This window comes from Campylobacter sp. 7477a, from assembly GCF_014892335.1.
In the GTDB taxonomy this organism is placed as follows: Bacteria; Campylobacterota; Campylobacteria; order Campylobacterales; family Campylobacteraceae; genus Campylobacter_A; species Campylobacter_A californiensis.
Window position 1 is genome coordinate 1 of record NZ_JADBJH010000012.1, and the last position, 24,918, is coordinate 24,918.

Consider the following 24,918-nt stretch of genomic DNA (forward strand, 5'->3'; position numbering starts at 1 on the left):
GCCAAAACCGCCGATGCGGTGCTACTTATAGACAGCCCTGCCTTTAACCTGCCTTTAGCAAAAGCCATGAGAGAGGCCGGGGTTAAAGCACCGATCACATACTACATACTGCCGCAAGTTTGGGCTTGGAAACCAAAACGCGTGGAAAAAGTCGAGAAATTTTGTGATAATCTAGCCTCGATCTTACCCTTTGACGAAAAATTTTACTCTCGCGCAGTTTATGTGGGACACCCACTTTTAGATGAGCTTAAATTTAAAAAAGAAAAGCTGATAAATAGCAGTAAGATCGCCTTTCTGCCAGGTTCAAGACGCTCCGAGATAATTAGGTTGATGCCTATTTACCGTGAGGTTGCAAAAGATATAAAAGATAAAGAAAAACTTCTTGTTATCCCTCCTTTTTTAATAGATAAGGTAGCTGAGTTTTACGGTGACGTGAGCGAATTTAATATAGTAAATGAAGCTCCAAAGGCACTTTATGAAAGTGAATTTGCCTTTGTGTGTTCCGGGACTGCAACACTTGAAGCCGCACTTATAGGCACTCCTTTTGTGCTTTGCTATAAGGCAAAAGCGATAGATGTTTGGTTAGCGCGCAAACTTGTAAAAGTAAAATACGCAGGACTTGCAAACATTATGTATGACTTTATGGGCAAAGGCGCACTTCATGACGAGCTTATACAAGAGCAAGTAAGTGCTTTAAATTTGCTAAATGCTTACAAAAATTGTGATAAAGATAAATTTTTAACAGGCTGTAACGAACTTAGAGCATACCTAAAGCACGGCTCAAGTGTAAATGTAGCGAAATTTTTAATGCCAAGTCGGCAAGAGTGATTACAAAATTATCTGTAATTAAATTTAAAAATCATAATTTGTTATTAAAATAATTAAAAGGAGAAGTAATGAGCGAACCGATGACGATTTACGGTTATGAAAAAGTAGAAGCGGAATTAAAAGATTTAAAGCATGTTCAACGTCCGCAAATAGTTATAGAAATAGATATCGCAAGAAGTCACGGCGACTTAAAAGAAAATGCTGAATATCACGCCGCAAAAGAGAAGCAAAGCTTCATAGACGCTCGTATCGCAGAGCTAAGCACACTTCTTGCAAACGCCGAAGTTATCGACCCTAGCACATATGTGCATGATAAAGTTAGATTTGGCTCAAATGTTACGATACTTGATGTTGATACCGAGCTTGAGGATACTTATACGATAGTCGGGGTTAGTGAGAGCGACCTTGAGAGAGGTCTTATCTCTATAAGCTCGCCTTTGGCGCGCCAGCTTATCGGCAAGAGTGAGGGCGATGAGGTTAGACTAAGTTTGCCAAAAGGTAATATAGACGTAGAAATAGTTTCTATATGTTATAAACCGATAAATTTTAAGGATTAGAAATGATAAATGTCGGAGTCATCGGCGTTAGCGGATATACCGGTTTTGAGCTTATACGTCTTTTGCTAAACCACCCGGAATTAAAGATAAACTATCTAGCAGCTAGTTCAAAGGGCAAGATAGATGAAATTTTTAGCTCTCTAAGAGGCGTTTTGGACTTTGAAGTAAGCGTTGCTGACGTAACAGAAGCCGCTCAAAAATGCAAACTTGTCTTTTTAGCCCTACCGCATCAAGAGGCCATGAGATATGCGAGCGAGCTTTTAGAGCTTGGCGTTAAGGTTGTTGATCTATCGGCTGATTATAGACTAAATAAAGAGCTTTATGAGAAAAATTACTGTCCGCATTTGGATGATAAAAATTTAGCTCATGCAGTTTATGGGCTTTTACCTATAAACCGCGATAAAGTAAAAAACGCAAAACTTGTGGCAAACCCAGGCTGTTATCCAACAGCCTCGCTACTTGCCATAACTCCATTTTTGCCATACATAGATACAAATTTAGGCGTGATGATAGATGCTAAAAGCGGAGTAAGCGGCGCAGGTAAAAAGCCAAGCGCGACTAGTCATTTTGTAAGCGTGAATGAAAATTTAAACGCCTATAATCCGCTAATCCATCGCCACGCCGACGAGATAAAAATGCACCTTGAAAATTTTTGTCAAAAGAGTGTGTCAACAGTGTTTGTGCCGCACTTGGTACCTTTGACTCGTGGCATGTTAGTAAGCGTTTATGCCAAGCTTAACAAAGAGATAAAACCGCTTGAAATTCTGCGCGAATTTTATAAAAATGAAGAATTTATCCGTATTAAAACATCCCCTGTTAGTGTAAAAGATGTTGCCGGAACGCATTTTTGCGATATTTTTGCAGTAGTTTGGGAAGATAAAATTTTTATAAATTCAGCCATTGACAACCTTTTAAAGGGCGCAAGTTCTCAAGCTTTAGCAAATGCAAATTTGATGTTTGGCTTTGATGAAAATTTAGCCATGCCTAAAATTTCACAATTTTGCTAGGACCTCGTTTGCAAGAAATGATAATAAAAAACGGTGCGATATTTATCTCTGACGCCCATGAAAACGTTAACCGAGATGATTTTTTAAGATTTTTACAAAGCTTTGATAGAGGTGAGATAAGCGCGCCGCAACTTTTTTTGATGGGTGATATGTTTGACTTCTTGGCTGCTCATGCAAAAAACACAGTGAAATTTTATGAAAAGCACATCGAGCTTATCAACAAAATAGCGCTTAAAACAGAGGTTATTTACATCGAAGGCAACCACGACTTTGTCCTCTCCTCACTCTTTAAAAATGTTAAAGTTTTTCCTATCAGCGCCCAACCGGTAAATTTTAAAACCGAGTTAGCTCAAAGCGTGCAGATAGCTCATGGTGATAATTTTTTGCCATTTGTTAGCAAATACGCGCTTTTATTTTTGAGGCTTGAATGGTTTTTAATGTTTATGAATTTTATAGATATTTTGTGTGGATTTAAAATTTCAAATTGGATTTTAAACAGACTTACCGTTAAGAAGCTTGATTATAAAATTTCAAATTTCAAAGCCTTTATAAGCCCTAAAATGCGACATTATAGCGCAGATATTGTGATAGAGGGACACTATCATCAGGGTGAAATTTTTGATATAGGCGATAAAATTTATGTCAATCTTCCTGCTTTTGCGTGCGACCAAAGTTATTTTATTGTAGAATACCGCGACGAAAAAATAAATTTTGCTCGAAAGAGTCTGAAAGGACATTGATGTTTGGAGACAACGTATTAAAAACGGGTTCAAACGAGATGGAACTTGTTGATTTTCGTATCTTTAAAGAGGCAAAAGACAAGGTATATGAGGGTATATACGGCGTTAATGTCGCAAAAGTGCGTGAAATCATAAAAATGCCAAATCTCACTGAACTACCGGGCGTTCCTGAATATATTGAAGGAATTTTTGATTTGCGCGGTGTCGTTATACCTGTCGTAAATTTAGCTAGATGGATGAATATAGTAGAGCCAAGCGCAGGGGTCGTTATAAAACCTCGCGTTATCATCGCAGAATTTAGCGGGATACTTATTGGATTTATCGTTCATGAGGCAAAGAGAATTCGCCGTATCAACTGGAAAGACATAGAGCCAGCAAATTTTGCTAGCAGTGCCGGTGCGCTTGATAAAGGCAAGATAACCGGCGTAACTAGGATAGAAAATGACGAAGTTTTACTTATACTTGATCTTGAAAGTATAGTTGAAGAGCTTGGAATTTACTCTCCAAAACTTGATGTTGACATCGACGAAGACAGAAAGATAAAGGGTATAGCTCTTGTTCTTGATGATAGCTCTACGGCCAGAAAACTTGTTAAAGACGCGCTTGAAAAAATGGGTCTAAATATAGTTGAGGCTAAAAACGGCGTTGAAGGCCTAGAGAAGATGAATGAGCTTTACGAAAGATACGGTGAGGATATTAATAAAGAGGTTCGCGTGATACTTAGTGATATCGAGATGCCCCAAATGGACGGCTATCACTTTGCGGCACACATTAAAGATGATGAGAGATTTAAGGATATTCCGATAGTGTTTAATTCATCTTTAAGTAATGAATTTAGCGAAGGCAAGAGCAAAGAAGCCGGCGGTGCAGCGTATCTTACTAAATTTGATGCAAGTATATTTTATCAAGAGGTGCTAAAAGTTATTGAAGCACACTCAAAATCTGCAAAATGAGGTGAAAAATGGATGATATGAAAGAGATAATGGAAGACTTCTTGATAGAAGCTTTCGAACTTATTGAGCAGATAGACCATGACCTTGTTGAGCTTGAGGCAAATCCTGAAGATCTTGAGCTTTTAAATAGAATTTTCCGCGTTGCGCACACAGTTAAAGGAAGTTCAAGCTTTTTAAATTTTGATATTTTAACCGAGCTTACTCATCACATGGAAGACGTGTTAAATAAAGCTAGAAAAGGCGAGCTTAAAATTACTCCTGATGTTATGGACGTTGTGCTTGAGTCTGTTGATATGATGAAAGGTTTATTGCACGGCATTCGTGATTACGGCAACGACAAAGACGTAGGTATAGATATTAAAGATATTTGTGCTAGATTAACCGTGATATCAGAAGGCGAAGCGCATGTTGCAGCTCCTGTTGTTGAGCAAACACCTGAGCCTGAAGTAGCCCCGCAGCCTGAAGAAGAACTTGATATAAGTGATGAAAATTTATCAAGTCTAAGCGATGATGAAGTGGAGGCTGAGATAGAGCGTCTTTTAAAAGTTAGAAAAGCCGAAGACAAAGCCAGACGAGCAAGTAAAAAAACAAACGCTCCTGCTGCTCAAAGCACTCCTGCTCCGACTCCAGCACCTGCTGCTGCGCCAAAACCTGCTGCTAAAAAAGAAGATGCCGACAAAAAAGTCCCTGCACAAGCCGGCGGTACAGTTGCGCAAGAGCAAACCATACGTGTTGAGGTTAAAAGACTAGATCACCTAATGAACCTGATCGGCGAACTTGTTCTTGGTAAAAACAGACTTCTTAAAATTTATGATGATGTTGAAGAGAGATACGAGGGTGAAAAATTCCTTGAAGAGCTAAATCAAGTAGTTTCAAGCTTAAGCTTGGTAACGACAGATATTCAGCTTGCCGTTATGAAAACAAGAATGCTTCCGATAGCAAAAGTGTTTAATAAATTCCCTAGAATGATACGCGATCTTAGCCGCGAGCTTGGCAAGCAAATCGATCTTGAAATTTCAGGTGAAGAGACCGAGCTTGATAAGTCTATCGTTGAAGAGATAGGCGATCCGCTAGTGCATATCATTAGAAACTCATGCGACCACGGTATAGAAGATCCTGAGATAAGAAAGGCTGCCGGCAAACCTGAAAAAGGCACAGTAGAGCTTAAAGCCTATAACGAAGGCAACCATATCGTTATCGAAATCGTTGATGACGGTAAGGGTCTTGATGTGGATATGTTAAAAGCAAAATCAATCGAAAAAGGCATAATAACCGAGCGCGAAGCCGATACAATGAGCGATAAAGAGGCATTTGGTCTTATATTTAAGCCTGGATTTTCAACTGCTGCAAAAGTTACAAACGTAAGTGGACGCGGTGTTGGTATGGACGTTGTTAAGACAAATATCGAAAAACTAAACGGCATAATCGACATCGAAAGCGAAGTTGGAAAAGGCACTGTTATAAAACTAAAAATTCCTCTAACACTTGCGATTATCCAGTCGCTACTTGTTGGAACGCAAGAGGAGTATTATGCTATACCGCTTGCTAGCGTTCTTGAAACCGTTCGCGTGCCGATAGACGACATCTATACGATAGACGGCAAAAACGTTCTTCGTTTACGTGATGAGGTTTTATCTTTGGTTAGGCTTTCTGATGTATTTGGCGTTAGAAAGGTGTTTGATGGCGGAGAGCATACTTATGTTGTTATAATCGGAGTTGCCGAGACAAAACTCGGTATCATAGTAGATACCCTTGTCGGACAAGAAGAGATTGTTATTAAATCAATGGGGGATTATTTGCAAAATATCCCTGGTATTGCGGGAGCTACGATAAGAGGTGACGGTCGTGTTACTCTTATTATCGATGTTGCTGCAATGATGGAAATGGCAAAAGATATAAAAGTAAACATAAGAGCCGAAATAGACGCAGAAGCCAAAAAAGTTAAGGAGCAACCGAGTGATTATAAAGTCCTTATCGTTGATGATTCAAAAATGGATAGAACGATAATGCAAAAATCACTAGAGCCAACTGGAGTAACTGTCATAGAGGCAACTAATGGTGTTGAAGCTTTAACTTTAATAAAATCAGGCGAACACGTTTTTGACGCGGTTTTAATTGATATAGAAATGCCTAGAATGGACGGTTATACTTTAGCCGGTGAAATTCGTAAGTATTCAAAATATAGAAATTTACCGCTTATAGCAGTTACTTCAAGGACGTCAAAAACAGATAGGCTTAGAGGTGTTGAGGTAGGAATGACTGAGTATATTACTAAGCCATACTCTTCTGAGTATCTTGAAAGCGTTGTTAGAAAAAATATAAAGTTGCCGTAGGGAGTATGATATGAGCAATAAACTAAACGAAGTATTACAAAGGCAAAAACAGCAGATCGACGAGCCTTCAAAAAGTAGTGAGGATATTATCCAGCTAGTTGGTTTTGTAGTGGGTGAAGAGGAGTACGCGATACCTATTTTAAACATACAAGAGATCATTAAACCGATAGAATTTACAAGAGTTCCTAGTGTGCCTGAGTATGTTCTTGGCGTGTTTAACTTAAGGGGTAATGTTATCCCTCTTATCGATCTAAGAAAGCGTTTTTCGCTTAATGCAAGTAAGCAAAGCGCTAGTACTCGCTACATAGTTATGAAGGATGAGGAAAATATCGCAGGCTTTGTTATAGATAGGCTAACAGAGGCTATTCGTATAAATAGAAACAGGATAGATCCGCCGCCTGAGACTTTGATAAAAGATAAAGGCATGATTTATGGTATCGGTAAAAGAGATCAAAACATCCTTACGATCTTAAAGGTCGAAAGTCTTTTAAAGCGCGATTTTTAAAGTAGAGGTCAAATTTGATAAAGCTTTGTGTTTTTGATTTTGACTCCACATTAATGGACGGCGAGACAATAGATATTCTCGCCGATGCTTACGGTGTAGGAGATAAAGTAAAAGAGATAACCAAAAAGGCTATGCAAGGCGAACTTGACTTTTTTGAAAGCTTGAGTAAAAGAGTGGCTTTGCTAAATGGCATGCCAACTTCATTGGTAAGTGAAGTTTGTTCAAATTTAAAGCAAATGAACGGTGCAAAAGAGCTTGTTAAAGGGCTAAAAGAGCGTGGCATAAAGGTTATCGTTTTTAGCGGCGGTTTTCATATAGCAACTGATTTGATGCGTGAAGAGATCGGTTATGATGAGAGCTTTGCAAATATCTTGCATGAAAAAGACGGTGTTTTAACTGGGCTCGTGGGCGGCGAAATGATGTTTGGTTTCTCAAAAGGTGAGATGATTAAGCGTATGCAAAAAATTTTAGGTGTTAGTAAAGATGAAACTATGTGCGTAGGAGACGGCGCAAATGATGCTTCGATGTTTAAGCATGCCGGTATTAGTGTTGCTTTTTGCGCAAAAGAAATTTTAAAAAAGAGTGCAACACACTGTGTTGACACAAAAGATCTTCGCGAAATTTTAAGGATATTGGATTAAAAATGTATGACAATAATGTAAAATTTTCACTTTGGTGTGATTTTATTGAACGTGAGTTTTTGGATAATGAATTTTTAGAGCTTTTAAATAAAGAGATTATAAACGGAGCTACAAGTAACCCGGCGATATTTAAAAGCGCTTTTTCAAGTTCACAGGCGTATAAAGAGTCGATATTAAAAAGTGATAAACGCCATCCAAAAAGCATTTACGAGACATTGGCTACTCAAGATATTAAGATGGCTGCATGTAAGATGCTTAAAAATTACGTAAATGATGACGACGGTTTTGTTAGTATTGAAGTTGATCCAAATTTATCAGATGATACAAATGCAACCATAGAAGAGGGTGTTAGACTTCATGCAAGTATCGGCATGCCAAATGTGATGATAAAAGTTCCTGCCACAAAAGAGGGTTTTACAGCTATGAGCGCGCTTATGGCAAAAGGTATAAGCGTAAATGCAACTCTTATCTTTTCACCTGAGCAAGCACAAAATTGTCTTGACGCTTTTGAGGCAGGAGCTGAAATTTATAAGCGACGCTTCCCAAATACTCCGCTACCAAAAGGCGTTATAAGTATTTTTGTTAGCCGTTTTGATAGACTTCTTGATGAGAAAATGGCGCAAAAAAGCCTACCTAAAGGGCAAATTGGCATAATGAACGCCGCAAAAATTTATCACATCATACAAGATAGAAATTTACCAAATGTTCGCGCGCTTTTTGCTAGCACAGGCGTTAAGGGCGGTGAGCTAAGGGCTGATTATTATGTTCGTGAGCTAATGTATGAAAACTCGATAAATACAGCTCCGCTTGATACGATAAAAGAATTTATAAAAGAGAAAGCGACACCTAAAAAAGCCCCTAGCAAAGAGAGCATAGAGAGCTTTTTTGAAGTTGTAAATAATGCCGATATCGATATGAACTTTGCTTATAAAGAGCTTTTAAATGATGGACTAAAAGCCTTTGTGGTTGCATTTGAAGATATTATGAAGACTCTAAAATAAGAGAGAAATATGGAATTTGACGTTGATGTCAGCAAGCTCAACTTTAAGCTAAGAGATGAGTTAAATGAATACCTAAAACGTCTAGTAGATGGCGGAGGAAGTGACCTACACATTAAGTCAGGCGGATATATCAGAGGCCGATTTAACGGCGAGATAGTAAAAATGAGTGATAAAATTCTCTCAAGAGAGGATGGTATCACTCTAGCAAAAGAGCTTTTGCGCTCAAATTTTAAAAATCTTGTTAATAACTTAAGTGTTGATTTTACCCATAAGCTGAATTCCGACTATCGTTTTCGTGTGAATATGTTTTTCCAAATGGAAGGTGTGTCGGCGGTTTTTAGAACAATACCAAATAAAATTCCAAATTTTAACGACTTAAAACTTCCTGCTTCGATTGAAAAAATTTGTAACAATACAAATCGCGGTATCATACTGGTAACCGGACCTACTGGTAGCGGCAAGACAACCACTTTAGCCAGCATGATAAATCACATCAATAAAACCAAAAGAAAACATATAATAACCATTGAAGACCCAATAGAGTATGTCTATTCGGACGAACTAAGTATTATAAACCAACGCTCTATCGGACAGGATGCTTTAAATTTTGCCGATGCGCTTAGGGCCTCTTTGCGCGAAGACCCGGATGTCATACTTGTAGGTGAAATGAGGGATTTAGAAACGATAGAAACAGCGATTAGAGCTGCCGAAACAGGTCACTTGGTGCTTTCTACCCTTCATACTCTTGACGCAAAAGAGAGTATAAATAGAATCGTAAATATGTTTAAAAAAGAGGAGCAAAACCGCGTTAAACTTACTTTTACATCGGTTCTAAGCGCTATAATATCACAGCGCCTTGCGCAAACCAAAGATGGCAAAAGACGTGCTGCGGTTGAAATTTTGATAAATAACGCTCGTATCAAAGAGACGATATTAAATGACAAGATTGATGATATTTACACGGCTATTTCCGAGAGTAAAAACACCTATGGTATGCAGACTTTTGACCAGCATTTGCTTGAGCTTTACTCAGACGACATTATAAGTGCCAATGAGGCGTTAGAAAAGTCAAGCAGACGAAACGATCTTGAGATAAAGATAAAAAATGTAAATTTATCAAGATTTAAGACATCAAACGAAGAGCAAAACATAAACGATATCGGCAATGATATAATCGCACTAAAAAAATTGTAATCAAAACACAACGTCACGATACCGGCGATAAAGCTATAATTAGACTTTACCGGTTGGTTAAATTTATCTTAAATTTAACAAATTTAAGATATACTCGGCGTTTATTTTTTATGAAAGGATAACGATGTTAGAAGGTATCGTTAGAGAGAGTATCGGTAAGAAGTCTGCAAAGGCTTTAAGAAGAGATGGTTATCTAATCGCGAACATTTACGGTAAGGGATTAGAGAATATTGCTGCTGCATTTAAAGTCAATGACTTTATAAAAGAGGCACGTAAAAAAGAGACCCTTGCGTTTGATGTAAAAGTTGGCGACAAGGTATATAACGTTGTTATTGTTGACTACCAAAGAGACGTTGTAACAAACGACTTAAAACACGTTGACCTTAAAGTGGCACTTCCTGGTGTTGTATCAAGATATATGGTCCCTGTTAAACCTGTAGGCACTCCGATAGGTCTTAAAAACAAGGGTGTTTTGATCCAGTCAAAACGTCGTTTAGCAGTAAAATGTACAGCTGAAAATCTACCAAATTCATTTGATGTAGATGTTAGTAAGCTTGATGTTGATGATACGATCTTGGTTCGTGACATAGCAGTTCCTGCAGGTGTCACTATCGTTGATACGGATCGTGTTGCTGTTCTTGGGGTTATCAAAGCTAGATAAGGCTGGTTGATGACGCTTATCGTGGGGCTTGGAAACCCCACAAAACAGTATGAAAACACAAGACACAATGTCGGCTTTATGCTGATAGATCTACTTAAGAGTCCTGAATTTATCGATGTTAGTTCGGCTAAATTTCAAGGCGAACTTTATAAATTTAAAAATACCTTACTTTTAAAACCTCAAACTTATATGAATTTATCAGGCAATAGCGTAAAGGCCGTAAATGACTTTTATAAACCTGATAGAATTATAGTGATACATGACGATTTGGATCTAAATTTCGGCGCAGTAAGATTTAAAAAAGGCGGAAGTAGCGGCGGACACAACGGTATAAAGTCTATCGATAATCTTATCGGCAACGACTATGAGCGTGTTCGTATCGGTATCGGACGCAAGGGAAATGCGGCAAATTTTGTTTTAGGCGAATTTAGCCAAGCCGAAAAAGAGTATTTAGATAAAATTTTAATTCACTGCAAAGAGGCCGTAGTTGAGCTTTTAAAAAGCGATATAAATGCTATTTCTCAGAAATTTAGCATCAAAAAAGGCGTAGAGATATGAATCTTTATGCCAGATATGTCGGCTGGGTTTATCTAAAGTCGTTTTTGATAATCTTTCTTGCACTTGAGCTTTTTTATGTCGGTATTGATCTACTTACAAATTTAAAAGATCTACCGAGTTCTGCAAACTTGCAGTTGCTTTATGTTGGTCTTACAATGCTTACGGCAACATCTTACGTTATGCCGATCTCGCTTGTTTTTGCTATTATCGTAGCGCATATAAATATGGTTCGCTCTAACGAACTTATCAGTTTTTATGCTCTTGGTGTGAGTAAAAACGCACTTATTTTACCGCCGTTTTTTATATCTTTATGTGTAACGATTATATACGTTGGGTTAAATTGCACCCCGTTTGCATACGCATACGAATTTCAAAAAAATATCGCAAATGCTACTTTTGGTAAAAGCACAACCGATACTTTTTTAAAATTCGAGGGCAAATTTATATATATAAAAGAGCTAAATTTACTTGAAAAAACTGCTAACGACTTGCGAATTTTTGATATAAACGGCACAAATTTAGTCTCAACCGCATTTGCTAAAAGTGCCGACTTTCAAGATAATATATGGTTACTAAAAGACATGAATGTTACATATTTGCCGTCAAATTTAGAGCTTGGCGCAAAAGGTCTTGAAGTGCAAAATATCTCCCGCAGTCAAGGGCTCAAGGGATTTACCCCAAAAAGCATCCAAAGCGCAAACACGAGTGAGAGAACGAGTTTTAGTATACCTGATGTGCTTGATTTTATCTTTACGTTTAAAGACGAAGGTGTTGAGCTTGACGGAGCTAAGTCGGTTTTTTATACGCTTGCGATAGCACCGTTTTTCGCACCGTTTTTAGTGCTTATACTTTACTATCATCTGCCTGTTACGGGTAGGTTTTTTAACCTTGCGTTTGCTACATTTGTCTTTGTTGTGAGCACGCTTGTGGTTTGGGGATTGCTGTTTGTGCTTGGTAAATTTTCTCAAAATTCGGTCATCTTGCCTGAGCTTGGCATAGTTTTGCCAGTTTTTGGTCTCATGCTTTATGCTCTTTATCTTCTAAAAACGCATCGTTAAGCCAAATTTTGGCATTTTTTTTGTAAAATCAACCCATTTTAACAAAGGTTATTTTATGAATTTTAAAGCTCTCGCACAAAAATACAAAACCCCTCTTTATGTTTATGATTTTGATCATATAAAAAGTAGATACAACGAGCTAAAAGATGCGTTTCACGCTAGAAAATCCCTGATATGCTACGCAGTAAAAGCAAATTCAAATTTAAGTGTTTTAAAACTCTTAGCAGAGCTTGGAGCAGGATTTGACTGCGTAAGCATCGGTGAGGTAAGACGCGCGATCATGGCGGGAGCCAAAAAGTATCAAATCATATTTAGCGGCGTAGGTAAAAGCGACGACGAGCTAAAAGAGGCGCTTGAAAACGAAATTTTAATGATAAATTTAGAGAGCGAAGCCGAGATGTATCGTCTTGAAAGTATCGCGAAGGAGCTAAATTTAAAAGCTCGCATAAGCATACGTATCAACCCTGACGTAGACGCAAAAACACACCCATACATCTCAACCGGACTTAATGAAAATAAATTCGGTGTTGATATCACAACCGGCAAGAAAATGTATATCTATGCTAAAAACTCACCTCATATAGAGCCTATCGGAGTGCATTTTCATATCGGTTCACAGCTTACAAATATCGAGCCTATCATCGAAGCGGCAGGTATAGTAAGCGAACTTGTGCGTGAGTTAAAGGCGCTTGATATAGATATTAAATTTTTTGACGTCGGAGGCGGTGTAGGTATCGTTTATCAAAATGAAAACAATGTTAGCTTGTATGACTACGCTCAAGGAATTTTAGGACAATTAAGCGCGCAAGACCTAACGATAGTTTGCGAGCCCGGACGTTTTATCGTGGGAAATGCAGGATACTTCGTAACTAGCGTATTGTATGAGAAATTTAATAAGCAAAAGCGTTTTATCGTAGTAGATGGTGCGATGAATGACCTTATCCGTCCCAGCTTATACGGTGCATATCATGATGTAAATGTTGTCGGCAAAAACACAAGTGCCGGACTTTGCGATGTAGTCGGACCGATATGTGAAAGCGGCGACTTTTTGGCTAAAAATTTAAATCTACCTGCATGCGAGAGCGGGGATTTGCTTGTGGTAAAAAGTGCCGGGGCTTACGGTTTTACAATGAGTTCTAACTATAACTCACGAGCTCGCGCAGCTGAAGTAGCGGTGCAAGACGGTGAAGATAGGCTTATTAGACGTAGAGAGAGTTTTGAGGATATAGTCGCGCTTGAAAAAGATTTGATGTAGGAAAAACATGCAAGAGTTAAACGAACTTCGTAAAAATATCGACGAGATAGATGATCTTGTCTTGTCAAAATTAAATGAGAGAATGGAATTTGTTAAAAAGATAGGAGTTTTAAAGCAAACAAGCGGCGCTCCTATCTATAGACCCGAGCGCGAAAAAGCGATAATAAACCGCTTAATAAATCGTAAAGGCGGGCTTTTAAACCGTGCGGCGATAGAGGCTATATATCTTGAAATTTTTGCAGTTAGCAGAAATTTAGAGATGCCTCAAAAGATAGCCTATCTCGGACCTGAAGGCACATATACTCATCAAGCCGCGGAGAGTAGATTTGGTGCGATGAGCTCTTATCTGCCACTTGCAACCATAGAAGCCGTGTTTAATATACTTGCTCAAAAAGAGGTAAAATACGGCGTTGTTCCTATCGAAAATAACACCGAAGGCGCAGTGGGCGCTACTCTTGACTGTTTTAGAAAATTCCCTGATATTAAGATAGTTGCAGAACTTTATCTTGACATACACCACAGTTTTGTAAGCGAGTGCGAAAACATAAAAGATATAAAAAAGATATATTCACATCCCCAAGGCTATAACCAGTGTCGTAAATTTTTAGAAGATCATATGCTTTTGGATGTGGAATTTATACCGTCAAGATCAACCGCTGAAGCTGCTTATCTTGCTTCTAAAAATTCAAACTCGGCAGCCATTTGCTCGAAGATAGCGGCAAAGCTTCACAATGTGCCTATTCTTTATGACACCATAGAGGATAATATGGCAAATAGAACGAGATTTTTTATACTAAGTGACTTTAAAAATGCAAAAGCACAAGGCTCTAAGACTTCGATACTTGCAAAGACTGATCATAAGCCCGGAAGTCTTGTGGACTTACTTCAAATTTTTAAAAATGAAAATATAAATATAACAAAATTAGAAAGCCGTCCGATAAAACAACGCGAATTTAAGTCGGTTTTCTATCTTGATTTTGAAGGTCATGTTGATGACGAGAAAGTCCAAAATGTCTTTTCGTTAGCAAAAGAATGCGGTGCCGAGATCACTTGGCTTGGAAGCTATTTAAACGGAGACGAACAATGAAATTTAATGAAAATTTAGCCCAACTTGTAAATTACGAAGCAGGAAAGCCTATAGAACTTGTTGTTAGAGAGTTTGGAATAGAACCAAAAGATGTTGTAAAGCTTGCAAGCAATGAAAACCCATTTGGCACTAGCGAGCGTGTTGTAAACGCGATAAAAGATGTGGCTAAAAATGCGTTTTTATACCCTGACGATAGCTACTTTGAGCTTAAAAATTCTCTAGCTAGTAAATTTAATATCGGTGCAAAAAATATAATCATAGGCTCCGGAAGTGATCAGGTGATAGAATTTTGCATACACGCAAAAGCAAATGAAAAAAATGCCGTTTTGATGGCTGGCGTAACCTTTGCTATGTATGAAATTTACACAAAGCACGTAGGGGCTAAAGTTTATCGCACGAAAGCACAAGAGCATGATTTGACTGAATTTTTAGAAATTTATAAAGCTAACAAAGATGAGATCGCGATCATATTTTTATGCCTTCCTAATAATCCGCTTGGAGGCTGCTTGGATGCAGACGAGGTATATAAATTTTTAAATGAAATCAGTAAAGAAACACTTGTTGTTTTTGATTGTGCGTATAATGAATTTGCGGAATTTAAAGATAAGAAAAAATGGATAGATCCTGCTAAGATCGTAAATGAATTTAAAAATGCGATCTATCTTGGGACATTTTCAAAGGCTTATGGACTTGGCGGTATGCGCGTAGGATACGGTATAGCTGATGAAAATATAATAGCAGAACTAGGTAAAATCCGCTCTCCTTTTAACATAACAACTCTTAGTTTAAAAGCCGCGATAGAGGCCCTAAAAGATGAAGAATTTGTTACAAAATCTCTTGAAAATAACTTCAAAGAGATGACTAGATATGAGGAATTTGCTCGCGAATTTGATATAGAATTTATCCCTAGCTATACTAATTTTATTACATTTAAATTTAAAGAGCAAAACGCAAGCGAAATAGTGCAAAAAATGTTAAAAAAAGGTATAATTTTAAGGGATCTTAAAAGTTACGGCATGAACGCTTTGCGTATAACCATAGGCCAGCCGTGGCAAAACGATAGGGTGCTTAAAGAGTTAAAAGAAATGTTAAAGTGAAGATATGGATTTTCGGGCATTACTTCAGCAAATAAGTCAAATTTACCAAAAGCTAACACTAAAGCAGAGGATAGTAGCGGCAAGCTCGGTTGTCGTTGTTGTGGGATTTTTAGTTTTTTTAAGTATATACAAAGATATGCGAGGCGATACGTACGCAGGCTATAGTGTGCTTTTTGAAAACATAAGCCCAAATGACTCCGCCTTGATAGTTGATCAACTAAATAAAGACGGAGTAAAATACAAGCTTGCAAACGAAGGCACTATCCTTGTTCCTACTGCGGATGTTTATAGAGAACGTATCGCGGTTGCGACACTTGGAATTCCAAAAGATAGCAAGATAGGTTTTGAGATATTTGACAAACAAGAATTTGGCTCGACCGATGCCGAACAGCGCGTGAAATTTCAACGTGCACTAGAGGGAGAGCTTGCTAGAACGATAGAAAGCCTTTCAACTATACAAAAAGCAACCGTGCGTATCGCGATACCCAAAGAGACGGTATTTACCGAACGCCAAGCACCTCCGACGGCTTCGATCGTTGTTGAGCTAAAGCAGGGTATAAGTCTAAATTCAAAGCAAATTTTTGGTATTAAAAATTTAGTCGCAGCCGCAGTTACAAATTTAAATATAGAAAATGTCAAGATCGTAAATCAAGACGGCATAGCTCTTGGCGAAGAGGATGGCGAATTTGATAGTGAGATGATCGCTCAGCAGATAAGATATAAGCGAGAATTTGAAAATAACTACGAGCAAAAGATCATGAATGTTCTTTCTCCGATAGTAGGAGGTAGTGAGCGTGTTGTTGCAAAGGTAAATATAGAATTTGACTTTGATAAAAAAGATAGCTTGAGTGAAGTTTATGACCCAAACAACGTGGTTAGAAGCGAAAGCAATATCGAAGAAAAACGTCAAGGAACCTCTCCAAATGAGATCCAGGGAGTACCGGGTGCCGTTAGTAATATAGGCCCGGTTCAAGGTCTTGAAGATGACAACATAAGAGAGCAATACAATAAAAGCTCACAACAAACAAACTACGAAGTTTCAAAAAAAGTTACAAACATAAAAGGTCAGTTTGCAAGTATTGTTAGAGTTAGTGCTGCAGTCGTTGTTGACGGTAAGTATCAAAGCAAAAAAGATGAAAACGGTAAAGATACCGGTGAGATAGAATTTGTAGAGCTTACACCCGCACAAAAAGAGTCTATAACAAATTTGATCAAACAAGCTATTGGATATAACCAGCAAAGAGGTGATGAGGTCACGCTTGATAATTTTGAATTTAAATTTAAAGATGATTTAAGCACAGACCAACGAGTAAACGGCTTTATGCAAAATTATATCATGCCGTTTATGCCGATATTTAAATATCTTTTTGTCGTGCTACTACTTTATGTGTTTTATAAAAAGGTCATCGTTGTCTTTATGCAGAAAATGCTTGAAGAGACAAAAGAAGACGATCCACAAATGTTACAAGATCAGCTTGAAGAGATCGAGACAGATGCGGAAGATACACTTGAGAAATTTAAGGCGGCAAGACGAAAGGTTGAGGAGCAACTTGGTCTTAGCGGTGACTTTAATGAGGATGAGCTTAGATATGATGTGCTTCTTGAAAAGATAAGAAATATGGTGATTGATAGAAACGAAGAGATAGCGTCGTTACTTCAAGAGCTAGTTAGAAACGATAGTGACTTTAACGTCCGCAAGGAGATTTAGTGTCAGTAAAATTAACCGAACAACAAAAGATGATATATGATGACCTTTCCATGCCTGAAAAGATTGCTATTTTTCTTATTCAGCTTGGTGAGGAGGCGACGAGCCTTATATTTTCTCATATGGATGTTGATGTTATCACTGATATATCGGGATATATCGCAACCGCAAGAAACATAGACAAGCAAGTAGCTGCTGCTATCTTGGAAGAATTTTATGCTCTCATGCAGTCAAATCAATACATGAGAAGCGGTGGTTTAGAATACGCAAAAGAAATTTTATATCGAACTTTTGGAGCCGAAGTGGCGCAAAAGATCCTTGATAAACTAGCAAAAAGTATGGAAAATACAAAAAGCTTTGGCTATCTTAGTAAGATCAAGCCTCAGCAACTAGCCGACTTTATCATCAAAGAACACCCGCAAACTATCGCGCTAATCCTGGCTCACATGGACTCTACGAGTGCGGCGGAAACGCTTTCGTTTTTTAGCGATGAGCTTAGAGGGGAAGTTGTGATTAGGATGGCAAATTTAGGCGATATCAGCCCGTCTGTTATCAAACGTGTTTCTACCGTCCTTGAAGGTAAACTTGAAAGTCTTACCTCATACAAAGTCGAAGTCGGCGGTCCAAGAGCCGTTGCAGAGGTGCTTAACCGCCTTGGCCAAAAAGCTAGCAAAACAACTATCGAGAGGATCGAACAAAACGATCAAAAGCTTGCAACTACAATCAAAGAGCTTATGTTTACTTTCGAAGATATTATCACGCTTAATGATACCGCCATTAGAGAAATTCTTAAAAATGTTGATAAAAAAGACCTTATGGTTGCCTTTAAGGGCTCAAGTGAGGCTCTTAGAGATAAATTCCTTGGCAATATGTCGCAGCGTGCATCTGAAGCGTTTAAAGAGGAGATGAGCTATCTTGGAGCCGTTCGTGTTAAGGATGTCGAAGAGGCGCAGCGTCGCATAGTAGAAGCAGTTCAAGCTCTAGCCGAGCAGGGAGTATTCCAAGTCGGTGAAGCAGACGAGATGATAGAGTAGAAAATGAAAAGTAGCGTCATAACAAACGAAAATGCATCAACGCATTTTGTTGAGAACTACCGCTTTAAGGTACTGGGTAATGACAGCAGAGGTAACGAATACAGCGAAGAGATGTTAATGGTTTCTGACGAGCCTGCTGTGGAGTATGCTACTCCGCAAAGCCAGGTTGCACAGACGCAAGAGTCTGATCCTATCCAGCCTGCGCAAAGCCAGTTCCAACAACCACAGCAAAGTTTAAACCAGCCTCAAGCAGGTTTTGATGTAAATTTTGTTGAAGAATTGCTTAAAAAAACTGACGAACTTAGTGGAAACATCATCAAGCTTCAAATGCAAATAGAAAACCAAGAAAGTGAATTTGCTAAAAGGCTTGAGAGTGAAATTTTACGCGCAAAAGAGGATGGCAGAAACGAAGGTTTAGCTCAAGCAAGCACATCATATGAAGCTAAGATCGCTGAGCTTGAAGCTAGATTTACATCATCTATTGCAAAACTTGATGACGAATATGATAAATTTGAAGAATTTTTAAAAAAGAGCGAGACTGAACTTGCCGATGCTGCTACTTTAATAGCAAAAGAGATAGTCGCAAAAGAAATTTCATCAAATTCGGCACTCATAGCTACAAATATCTCAAGCTCTTTGGTGCGTGATTTAAGCGATGCAAAAAATATCCAAATTCGAGTTCATCCGGACGACGCTCAGTATCTAAAGTCGCACTTTAGTGCAAAAGAAAATATCAAAATCATTCCCGATGATGCTATTAGCAAGGGTGGGGTTGTGATTATTAGTGAGGTTGGAAACATTGACGCGACTATCGAAACTAGGATTGAAAAGTTAAAAATGTTGGTTGGTGAGTAAGTGCAAAATTTGGATATTAAAAGATTAAATTTAGAAGAACTAAACGAGCTTTGCCATAAGCTTAGAGATAAAATTTTACAAACCGTAAGCAAAAACGGCGGACACTTAAGCTCTAATATCGGTGCAGTCGAGATCATCGTAGCTATGCATTATATTTTTGATGTCAAAAAAGATCCTTTTATATTTGACGTAAGCCATCAAAGTTACGCGCACAAGCTACTAACCGGACGCTGGGATCAGTTTGATACCTTGCGTAAATTTGGAGGCGTAAGCGGATATACAAAGCCCAGTGAGAGTAAATTTGACTACTTTATCGCGGGGCACAGCTCTACATCTATATCGCTAGCCGTGGGCGCAGCAAAGGCAATAAAACTAAAGAATGAAGACCGCATACCTGTTGCTATTATCGGTGACGGTTCGCTTAGCGGAGGTATGGCGTATGAGGCGTTAAATGAGTTAGGCGACCGAAAATACCCATGTGTTATCGTGCTAAACGATAATGAAATGAGCATAAGTAAACCCATCGGCGCGCTTAGCAAGTATTTAAGCCAGATGATGGCTGGACAGTTTTACCAAAAATTTAAAGGCAGAGTCGAGAAATTTTTAGAGTATATGCCAGACGGTGCCGCTTACATGGCGCGCAGGATGGAAGAGGGCATAAGACTTATCACTCCTGGTATGTTTTTTGAAGAGTTAGGACTTGAGTATATAGGTCCGGTAAACGGGCATGATCTCTCTTCGCTTCTAAGCACTTTTGAAACAGCAAAAGCGATGAGAAAGCCTGTTATCGTGCATGTTCAGACTTTAAAGGGCAAAGGATACGAGTATGCAGAGGGTTATCTTGCCGGTTGGCACGGGGTTGGTCCATTTGACCTAAAGAGCGGGGAATTTATAAAAAAACAGTCAAACAAGTCAGCCACGGCAATATTTAGCGAACATCTTTTAAAGATGGCTGGAGAGCATAGCGACATCGTCGGTGTAACAGCAGCCATGCCAACAGGCACGGGGCTAGACGCTTTGATAGAAAAATTTCCAGAGCGTTTTTGGGATGTGGCGATCGCTGAACAACACGCGGTAACTTCAATGTCGGCGATGGCAAAAGAGGGCTTTAAACCGTTCGTTGCTATCTACTCTACTTTTATGCAGCGCGCATACGACCAGCTTATACATGATGCTTGTATACAAAAATTAAATATCACATTTGCTATGGATAGAGCCGGCATAGTCGGAGAAGACGGAGAGACACATCAGGGTGCTTTTGATATAAGCTTTTTAAACGCTATCCCAAATGTTGTGATGTTTGCCCCACGTTGCGAAACTAGCATGAAAAAAGCCATGGAATTTGCCTATCGTTACAAAGGAGTTAGCGCTTTTCGCTATCCTCGTGGAGCTTTTGGTTTAAATGATGAATTTGAGGCAAAGGATTTTAGGCTTGGCAAAGGCGAAATTTTAATCAAAGGAAGCGCTGACACGGCGATAATTTGTTACGGTAATGCTGTTGCAAAGGGTCTTAGTGTAAGAAATTTACTCAAGGATAGCCTTGATGTGAGTCTTGTTGATTTGGTATTTGTAAAGCCGCTTGATAAAGAGATGCTTTTGGAGCTTAGTAAGAGCTGCAAAAAATGGTATATCATTAGCGATAGCGCCAAAAAAGGCGGAGTAGGTGAAATTTTAAGCGCATTTTTGCAAGACAATAGAATTTATGACGTATCTATAGCAAGTTTTGAGTATAATGACGCTTTTATTCCACACGGTAATACCGCAGAAGTTGAAAACTATCTTGGTATAAGTGCAGAACAAATAGCCCAAAAATTATTATTAGATAATTAATATTAGATAATAAAGCCATTTTTAAAAGTAAATGTAGTATTATTCTCTAAAAAATAGGAAATAATATGCAGCATATATCAATGTTAAAACACTCTGGACTAAAAGTGACACCGCAAAGATTGAGTGTTTTAAAGATACTTGATCGTCACACACACCCGACTATCGATGAACTTTATGAGGAAATTTTAAAAGAAAACCCATCGATCTCGCTGGCAACCGTTTATAAAAATTTAAATACCTTAAAAGATGAAGGTCTTGTTGTCGAGGTTAATATCGTAAATCAAAAACCAAGATACGACATCTACGAGCATCCGCATATACACGTTGTTTGCGAGGGTTGCGGAAATGTTGAAGATGTAAGCTACGAAGACTCTGAGCTTGGAAAATACCAAGAGAAATTAGAGCAAAAACTTTGCAATATCATAGAGAGATTAAACATAGTAGCGAGTGTAAAAAGCTGTAAACATTGTAGATAAAAGGCGCTTTCTTTCGCATTTTAAGCCATAACCTGATAAAATATATAAAAAATTTCAGGGGGCATTGATGGGTTTAGAGATAGAGCGTAAATTTTTGCTTCATGATGCTGAAATTATTAGTTTCTTAGAAAAAGAAGGTTTGAAATTTAAGCACCTTGAAATTTTGCAATTTTACATAAAAATCACAAAAAACGAAGAGATAAGATACCGAAGCGAAGATGGTAAATTTATAAAAACCATTAAAATCGGCAAAGGACTTATACGCGAAGAAAACGAGTGCGAGTGCGACAAAAAAGAGTTTAAAGAGGCTCTTAAAAATCGCATCGGCACACTTATACAAAAAGATCGTTATCTCTTTAAGCTAAACAATAACTCCTGCAATATCGACATTTTTAACGCTGAACTAAACGGACTTTGCACGTTTGAGGTTGAATTTAAAGATGAGCAAACTGCCGTTTTTTATAAGCTGCCTGAATTTTTTTCAAATTTTATACACAGCGATGTTACATGTGATGCAAGATATAAAAATAAAAATCTTGCGATATGCGGCGATCCAAATGTAAATTTTAGTATAAACAATATCTTTAATGTTTTGGAAAATAGCGATGTCGAGCTTAAATTTCCACCTAACATGGACAGCAAAGAGGCGTTTAGAGTTTTGTTTTTTAAAATTTTAAATAATATCAAAAAATACAAAGATGAGTATCTTTTGACATTTGATGAGGAGGTGCTTCATCAGTTTCGCGTAAATTTACGTAAAAATCGCTCTTTGCTTCGTATGTTTAGTGATATTTTTGACCAAAAAACGACTGAAATTTTTAGTGATAAATTTAAAATTTTGGCAAATTCTACAAACCTAAAACGTGATTTTGATGTATTTTTGGACTTTTTGAGCTCTCAAAAAAATGTTGATGAGATAGTGTATTTTATAAGTAAAGCCAATGAAAAAGAGAGCGAAGAGATAAAAAAATTTCTAAGCGATGTTAAAAATTATGAATTTTTAGATGATTGGGAGTTGTTCTTAAAAGAAGAAAGCGACTTTTATAACGGTCCAAAAGCCAAGCTTGATCTAAAAACAGTCGCGTCATATCATATACGAAGAGAACTTGTGGCATTTGAGCGCAAGATCATGGCCCTAAATGAAAAAAGTGCAAACGAAAAATTTCATAAGATCAGGATCGAACTTAAGCGTTTAAGATATGCTATGGAGTATTTTTCAAACACTCTTTATGTCGGGAATTTTAAAAAATACGAAAGTCGTCTTAAATTTATGCAAGAGCTTTTTGGCTCGCTTCAAGATCGCGATATATGGCTTGAAATTTTAGACAAAATGCCGCCAAGCCAAAGAGTGAAAAAACTACAGTCAAAAATTTATAAACAAATTTATAAACTAAGAGAAGAAATTTTGCAAAAAAGGGTAAAATTTGTCGAAAAAACATGTAAAATTTCACGAAAATTAAAGTATTATTACATTTAAAAAGGTCTTAAAATTTATGGAAAAACAACAAAAAATAGTTCAAATGTTCAATGAGATAGCGCCTACTTATGACTTGGCAAATCGTGTTTTGAGTCTTGGCATAGATGTTAGCTGGCGTAAATTTGCTTGCAGATACATGCTTGAAAAATTTCGCGCACAAAGTATAAATATCGTAGACGTAGCGTGTGGAACAGGCGATATGATGGGTATTTGGAAGAGTATGGCACGTGAATTTGGAGTTCATATAGACGAGCTTGTGGGGGTTGACCCTTCAAGTGGCATGCTTGATGCTGCAAGACTTAAATTTCCGGATTTTAAATTTATCGAAGCTTATGCGGATAACACGACTTTAGGTGATGAATTTGCTCAAATTTTAAGTATAAGTTATGGCATAAGAAACGTAGTAGAGCGTAAGGCTGCACTACGTGAGTTTAACCGTGTTTTAAAACCAGGCGGTTATGTGGTTGTGCTTGAATTTACAAAACGCAGTAAAAAAGGTCTTATAACATCGATAAGGGACTTTTATCTTAGTAAAATTTTACCTCGTATAGGCGGAGTTATCTCTAAAAACAAAGAGGCTTACGAATACCTGCCAAGCTCGATAGAGAATTTCTTAGACGCAAAGACTTTTTGTGATGAGCTTTATGAAGCGGGATTTGAAGTTGAGGTGTGTCGCGGTTTTAGTATGGATATCTCAACGCTATTTATCGCAAAGAAAGTGCGCTAATGACCGCTTGGTCTTTTCTTGTGCCTGCGGTTGATTTTAAAATTTTAAAATCTACTACGCTTAAGAAAAAACACATTGTAATTAACGTTCAAAAATTTATGAATACACTAAAAATTTATGCCAAAGATTTAATAAATTTTAACGGTGCAAAATGCTAAGCGTATCTGAGTTAAACGAACAAGCTAAGGCTTTGCTTGAGACGCATTTTGAGTATGTTGAAGTAGTCGGTGAAATTTCGCGTCTTACAAAGCATGGCTCTGGGCATTGGTATTTTACACTAAAGGACGAGCGAGCGGCGATTTTGTGCGTAATGTATCGTATGAGTAATGCCAAACTTAAATTTGACGTTAAAGATGGTATGAAGGTGCAAATTTACGGTAAAATTTCGCTTTATACACCAAGCGGGAGCTATCAGCTTATCGCCTCATCCATGCGTCCTGACGGCGAGGGCGAGCTAGAACTTGCGTTTAAGCAACTCCAAGAAAAGCTATCAAAAGAGGGGCTTTTTGACGCGTCTTACAAAAAGCAACTTATGCGTATGCCTCGTAAGGTCGCACTTGTTACTTCGGCAACTTCTGCGGCTTTACAAGACATGCTAAAGGTCGCTAACTCTCGCTGGAAGCTGACTGAAATTTTTATATTTGATGCATTAACTCAAGGTCAAAATGCACCAACCTCGCTCATAAGTGCGCTTAAAAAAGCTGACGGATATGGCGTTGATGTGATTATATTGGCGCGCGGAGGCGGTAGTAGGGAAGACTTGTGGTGTTTTAACGATGAGGGTCTTGCTAGGGCGATATTTGACGCTAAAACGCCTGTAATATCGGCGATAGGGCATGAGATAGACTATGTCATAAGTGACTTTGTGGCTGACTTTAGGGCACCGACCCCAACAGCTGCTATGATGCAAATTTTGCCAGATGAAAATGAAATTCTACAATATTTAGACGCTGTTGAAAAGTCGCTTGATACGGTTATGCTACAAAAAATTTCAAAGTTTGAAAATAGACTAAATTTTATCATGGCAAAGCTTTCTACGAATGCCCTAAAAGTCAAAATTGATCTTAAAATAGCACAAATTTTAGCAAGTTCTCAAAAGCTTGATATGCTTTTAAGGGGTAAAATTTTAAAGCTTGAGAGCAAGATAAATGAGTTAAATGCTACATATAAGGCACGCCAGAGCTTTTTTGAGAGCACAAAAGGCTTAATTCAAGTGCGCTTAAATAACACAAATGCTATACTTGAAGAGTTGCAAGCGGGCGACGAAGTAGAACTTGTCGGACAAAACGCCATTAAAAAAGCAAAAATTTTATAGATAACAGCCAAAATTTAAGGAGCA

At 38.1% G+C, this 24,918-nt stretch carries 25 protein-coding genes; all 25 read left to right on the forward strand.

Going from position 1 to position 24,918, the window contains the following annotated elements; genetic code table 11:
• A partial coding sequence (lpxB, locus tag CCAL5182_RS06785) for a lipid-A-disaccharide synthase (RefSeq protein ID WP_336610591.1) occupies positions 1–828 on the forward strand: 828 nt, incomplete at its 5' end.
• Between the two features lie 68 nt (positions 829–896).
• Positions 897–1,385 carry a transcription elongation factor GreA gene (gene greA / locus CCAL5182_RS06790; protein WP_169936722.1) on the forward strand — a complete coding sequence of 163 codons (489 nt, stop codon included), beginning with the start codon at positions 897–899 and terminating at the stop codon, positions 1,383–1,385.
• A gap of 2 nt (positions 1,386–1,387) precedes the next feature.
• Positions 1,388–2,392 carry an N-acetyl-gamma-glutamyl-phosphate reductase gene (gene argC, locus CCAL5182_RS06795; protein WP_336610592.1) on the forward strand — a complete coding sequence of 335 codons (1,005 nt, stop codon included), beginning with the start codon at positions 1,388–1,390 and terminating at the stop codon, positions 2,390–2,392.
• Between the two features lie 17 nt (positions 2,393–2,409).
• Entirely contained in the window at positions 2,410–3,132 is a 723-nt protein-coding gene (locus CCAL5182_RS06800) for a UDP-2,3-diacylglucosamine diphosphatase (RefSeq protein ID WP_169972038.1), read from the forward strand.
• A complete protein-coding gene (locus CCAL5182_RS06805) occupies positions 3,132–4,085 on the forward strand; it encodes a chemotaxis protein (RefSeq protein ID WP_169971975.1) in 954 nt (317 codons plus the stop codon). Before CCAL5182_RS06800 ends, CCAL5182_RS06805 begins: the two co-directional genes overlap by 1 nt.
• Positions 4,086–4,093: 8 nt before the next feature.
• Complete coding sequence (locus CCAL5182_RS06810; protein ID WP_169936716.1) at positions 4,094–6,418, forward strand: hybrid sensor histidine kinase/response regulator; 2,325 nt, start codon at positions 4,094–4,096, stop codon at positions 6,416–6,418.
• A 10-nt stretch (positions 6,419–6,428) separates the two neighbouring features.
• Complete coding sequence (locus CCAL5182_RS06815; protein ID WP_169936714.1) at positions 6,429–6,923, forward strand: chemotaxis protein CheW; 495 nt, start codon at positions 6,429–6,431, stop codon at positions 6,921–6,923.
• 14 nt (positions 6,924–6,937) lie between these two features.
• The gene (serB, locus tag CCAL5182_RS06820) at positions 6,938–7,564 is read left to right on the forward strand and encodes a phosphoserine phosphatase SerB (protein ID WP_169936712.1); all 627 of its coding nucleotides are present in this window, start codon (positions 6,938–6,940) and stop codon (positions 7,562–7,564) included.
• A 2-nt stretch (positions 7,565–7,566) separates the two neighbouring features.
• Positions 7,567–8,565: a transaldolase gene (locus CCAL5182_RS06825; RefSeq protein WP_169971974.1), complete on the forward strand. Its 999-nt coding sequence runs from the start codon at positions 7,567–7,569 to the stop codon at positions 8,563–8,565.
• A 9-nt stretch (positions 8,566–8,574) separates the two neighbouring features.
• Entirely contained in the window at positions 8,575–9,759 is a 1,185-nt protein-coding gene (locus CCAL5182_RS06830) for a type IV pilus twitching motility protein PilT (RefSeq protein ID WP_336610593.1), read from the forward strand.
• Positions 9,760–9,883: 124 nt separating this feature from the next.
• A complete protein-coding gene (locus CCAL5182_RS06835) occupies positions 9,884–10,420 on the forward strand; it encodes a 50S ribosomal protein L25/general stress protein Ctc (RefSeq protein WP_336610594.1) in 537 nt (178 codons plus the stop codon).
• 9 nt (positions 10,421–10,429) lie between these two features.
• Positions 10,430–10,978: an aminoacyl-tRNA hydrolase gene (pth, locus tag CCAL5182_RS06840; RefSeq protein WP_169936705.1), complete on the forward strand. Its 549-nt coding sequence runs from the start codon at positions 10,430–10,432 to the stop codon at positions 10,976–10,978.
• Positions 10,975–12,036 (forward strand): LptF/LptG family permease, encoded by a 1,062-nt coding sequence (locus tag CCAL5182_RS06845; RefSeq protein ID WP_336610595.1) that lies wholly within the window; start codon positions 10,975–10,977, stop codon positions 12,034–12,036. The genes pth and CCAL5182_RS06845 overlap by 4 nt, the downstream gene beginning before the upstream one ends.
• 55 nt (positions 12,037–12,091) lie before the next feature.
• Positions 12,092–13,291, forward strand: coding sequence for a diaminopimelate decarboxylase (lysA, locus tag CCAL5182_RS06850; protein ID WP_169999876.1), 1,200 nt, complete (start codon positions 12,092–12,094; stop codon positions 13,289–13,291).
• Between the two features lie 7 nt (positions 13,292–13,298).
• On the forward strand, positions 13,299–14,378 hold the full coding sequence (pheA, locus tag CCAL5182_RS06855) for a prephenate dehydratase (protein ID WP_169936699.1): 1,080 nt from the start codon (positions 13,299–13,301) through the stop codon (positions 14,376–14,378).
• Positions 14,375–15,475, forward strand: a complete 1,101-nt coding sequence (gene hisC / locus CCAL5182_RS06860) for a histidinol-phosphate transaminase (protein WP_169936697.1) — start codon at positions 14,375–14,377, stop codon at positions 15,473–15,475. The genes pheA and hisC overlap by 4 nt, the downstream gene beginning before the upstream one ends.
• Positions 15,476–15,479: 4 nt before the next feature.
• Positions 15,480–17,183, forward strand: coding sequence for a flagellar basal-body MS-ring/collar protein FliF (fliF, locus tag CCAL5182_RS06865; protein ID WP_336610596.1), 1,704 nt, complete (start codon positions 15,480–15,482; stop codon positions 17,181–17,183).
• 29 nt (positions 17,184–17,212) lie between these two features.
• Positions 17,213–18,214: a flagellar motor switch protein FliG gene (gene fliG, locus CCAL5182_RS06870; protein ID WP_194239021.1), complete on the forward strand. Its 1,002-nt coding sequence runs from the start codon at positions 17,213–17,215 to the stop codon at positions 18,212–18,214.
• A gap of 3 nt (positions 18,215–18,217) precedes the next feature.
• The gene (fliH, locus tag CCAL5182_RS06875) at positions 18,218–19,069 is read left to right on the forward strand and encodes a flagellar assembly protein FliH (RefSeq protein WP_169999873.1); all 852 of its coding nucleotides are present in this window, start codon (positions 18,218–18,220) and stop codon (positions 19,067–19,069) included.
• 9 nt (positions 19,070–19,078) lie between these two features.
• A complete protein-coding gene (gene dxs, locus CCAL5182_RS06880; RefSeq protein WP_169936689.1) occupies positions 19,079–20,899 on the forward strand; it encodes a 1-deoxy-D-xylulose-5-phosphate synthase in 1,821 nt (606 codons plus the stop codon).
• Between the two features lie 65 nt (positions 20,900–20,964).
• Positions 20,965–21,375, forward strand: a complete 411-nt coding sequence (locus CCAL5182_RS06885) for a Fur family transcriptional regulator (RefSeq protein ID WP_169936687.1) — start codon at positions 20,965–20,967, stop codon at positions 21,373–21,375.
• Positions 21,376–21,442: 67 nt separating this feature from the next.
• A complete protein-coding gene (locus tag CCAL5182_RS06890) occupies positions 21,443–22,852 on the forward strand; it encodes a CYTH and CHAD domain-containing protein (protein WP_336610597.1) in 1,410 nt (469 codons plus the stop codon).
• A gap of 16 nt (positions 22,853–22,868) precedes the next feature.
• Positions 22,869–23,579, forward strand: coding sequence for a bifunctional demethylmenaquinone methyltransferase/2-methoxy-6-polyprenyl-1,4-benzoquinol methylase UbiE (gene ubiE, locus CCAL5182_RS06895; protein ID WP_169936683.1), 711 nt, complete (start codon positions 22,869–22,871; stop codon positions 23,577–23,579).
• On the forward strand, positions 23,579–23,737 hold the full coding sequence (locus tag CCAL5182_RS06900) for a hypothetical protein (RefSeq protein WP_169936681.1): 159 nt from the start codon (positions 23,579–23,581) through the stop codon (positions 23,735–23,737). Before ubiE ends, CCAL5182_RS06900 begins: the two co-directional genes overlap by 1 nt.
• Entirely contained in the window at positions 23,731–24,894 is a 1,164-nt protein-coding gene (gene xseA, locus CCAL5182_RS06905) for an exodeoxyribonuclease VII large subunit (protein WP_336610598.1), read from the forward strand. The genes CCAL5182_RS06900 and xseA overlap by 7 nt, the downstream gene beginning before the upstream one ends.
• Positions 24,895–24,918 lie beyond the last annotated feature (24 nt).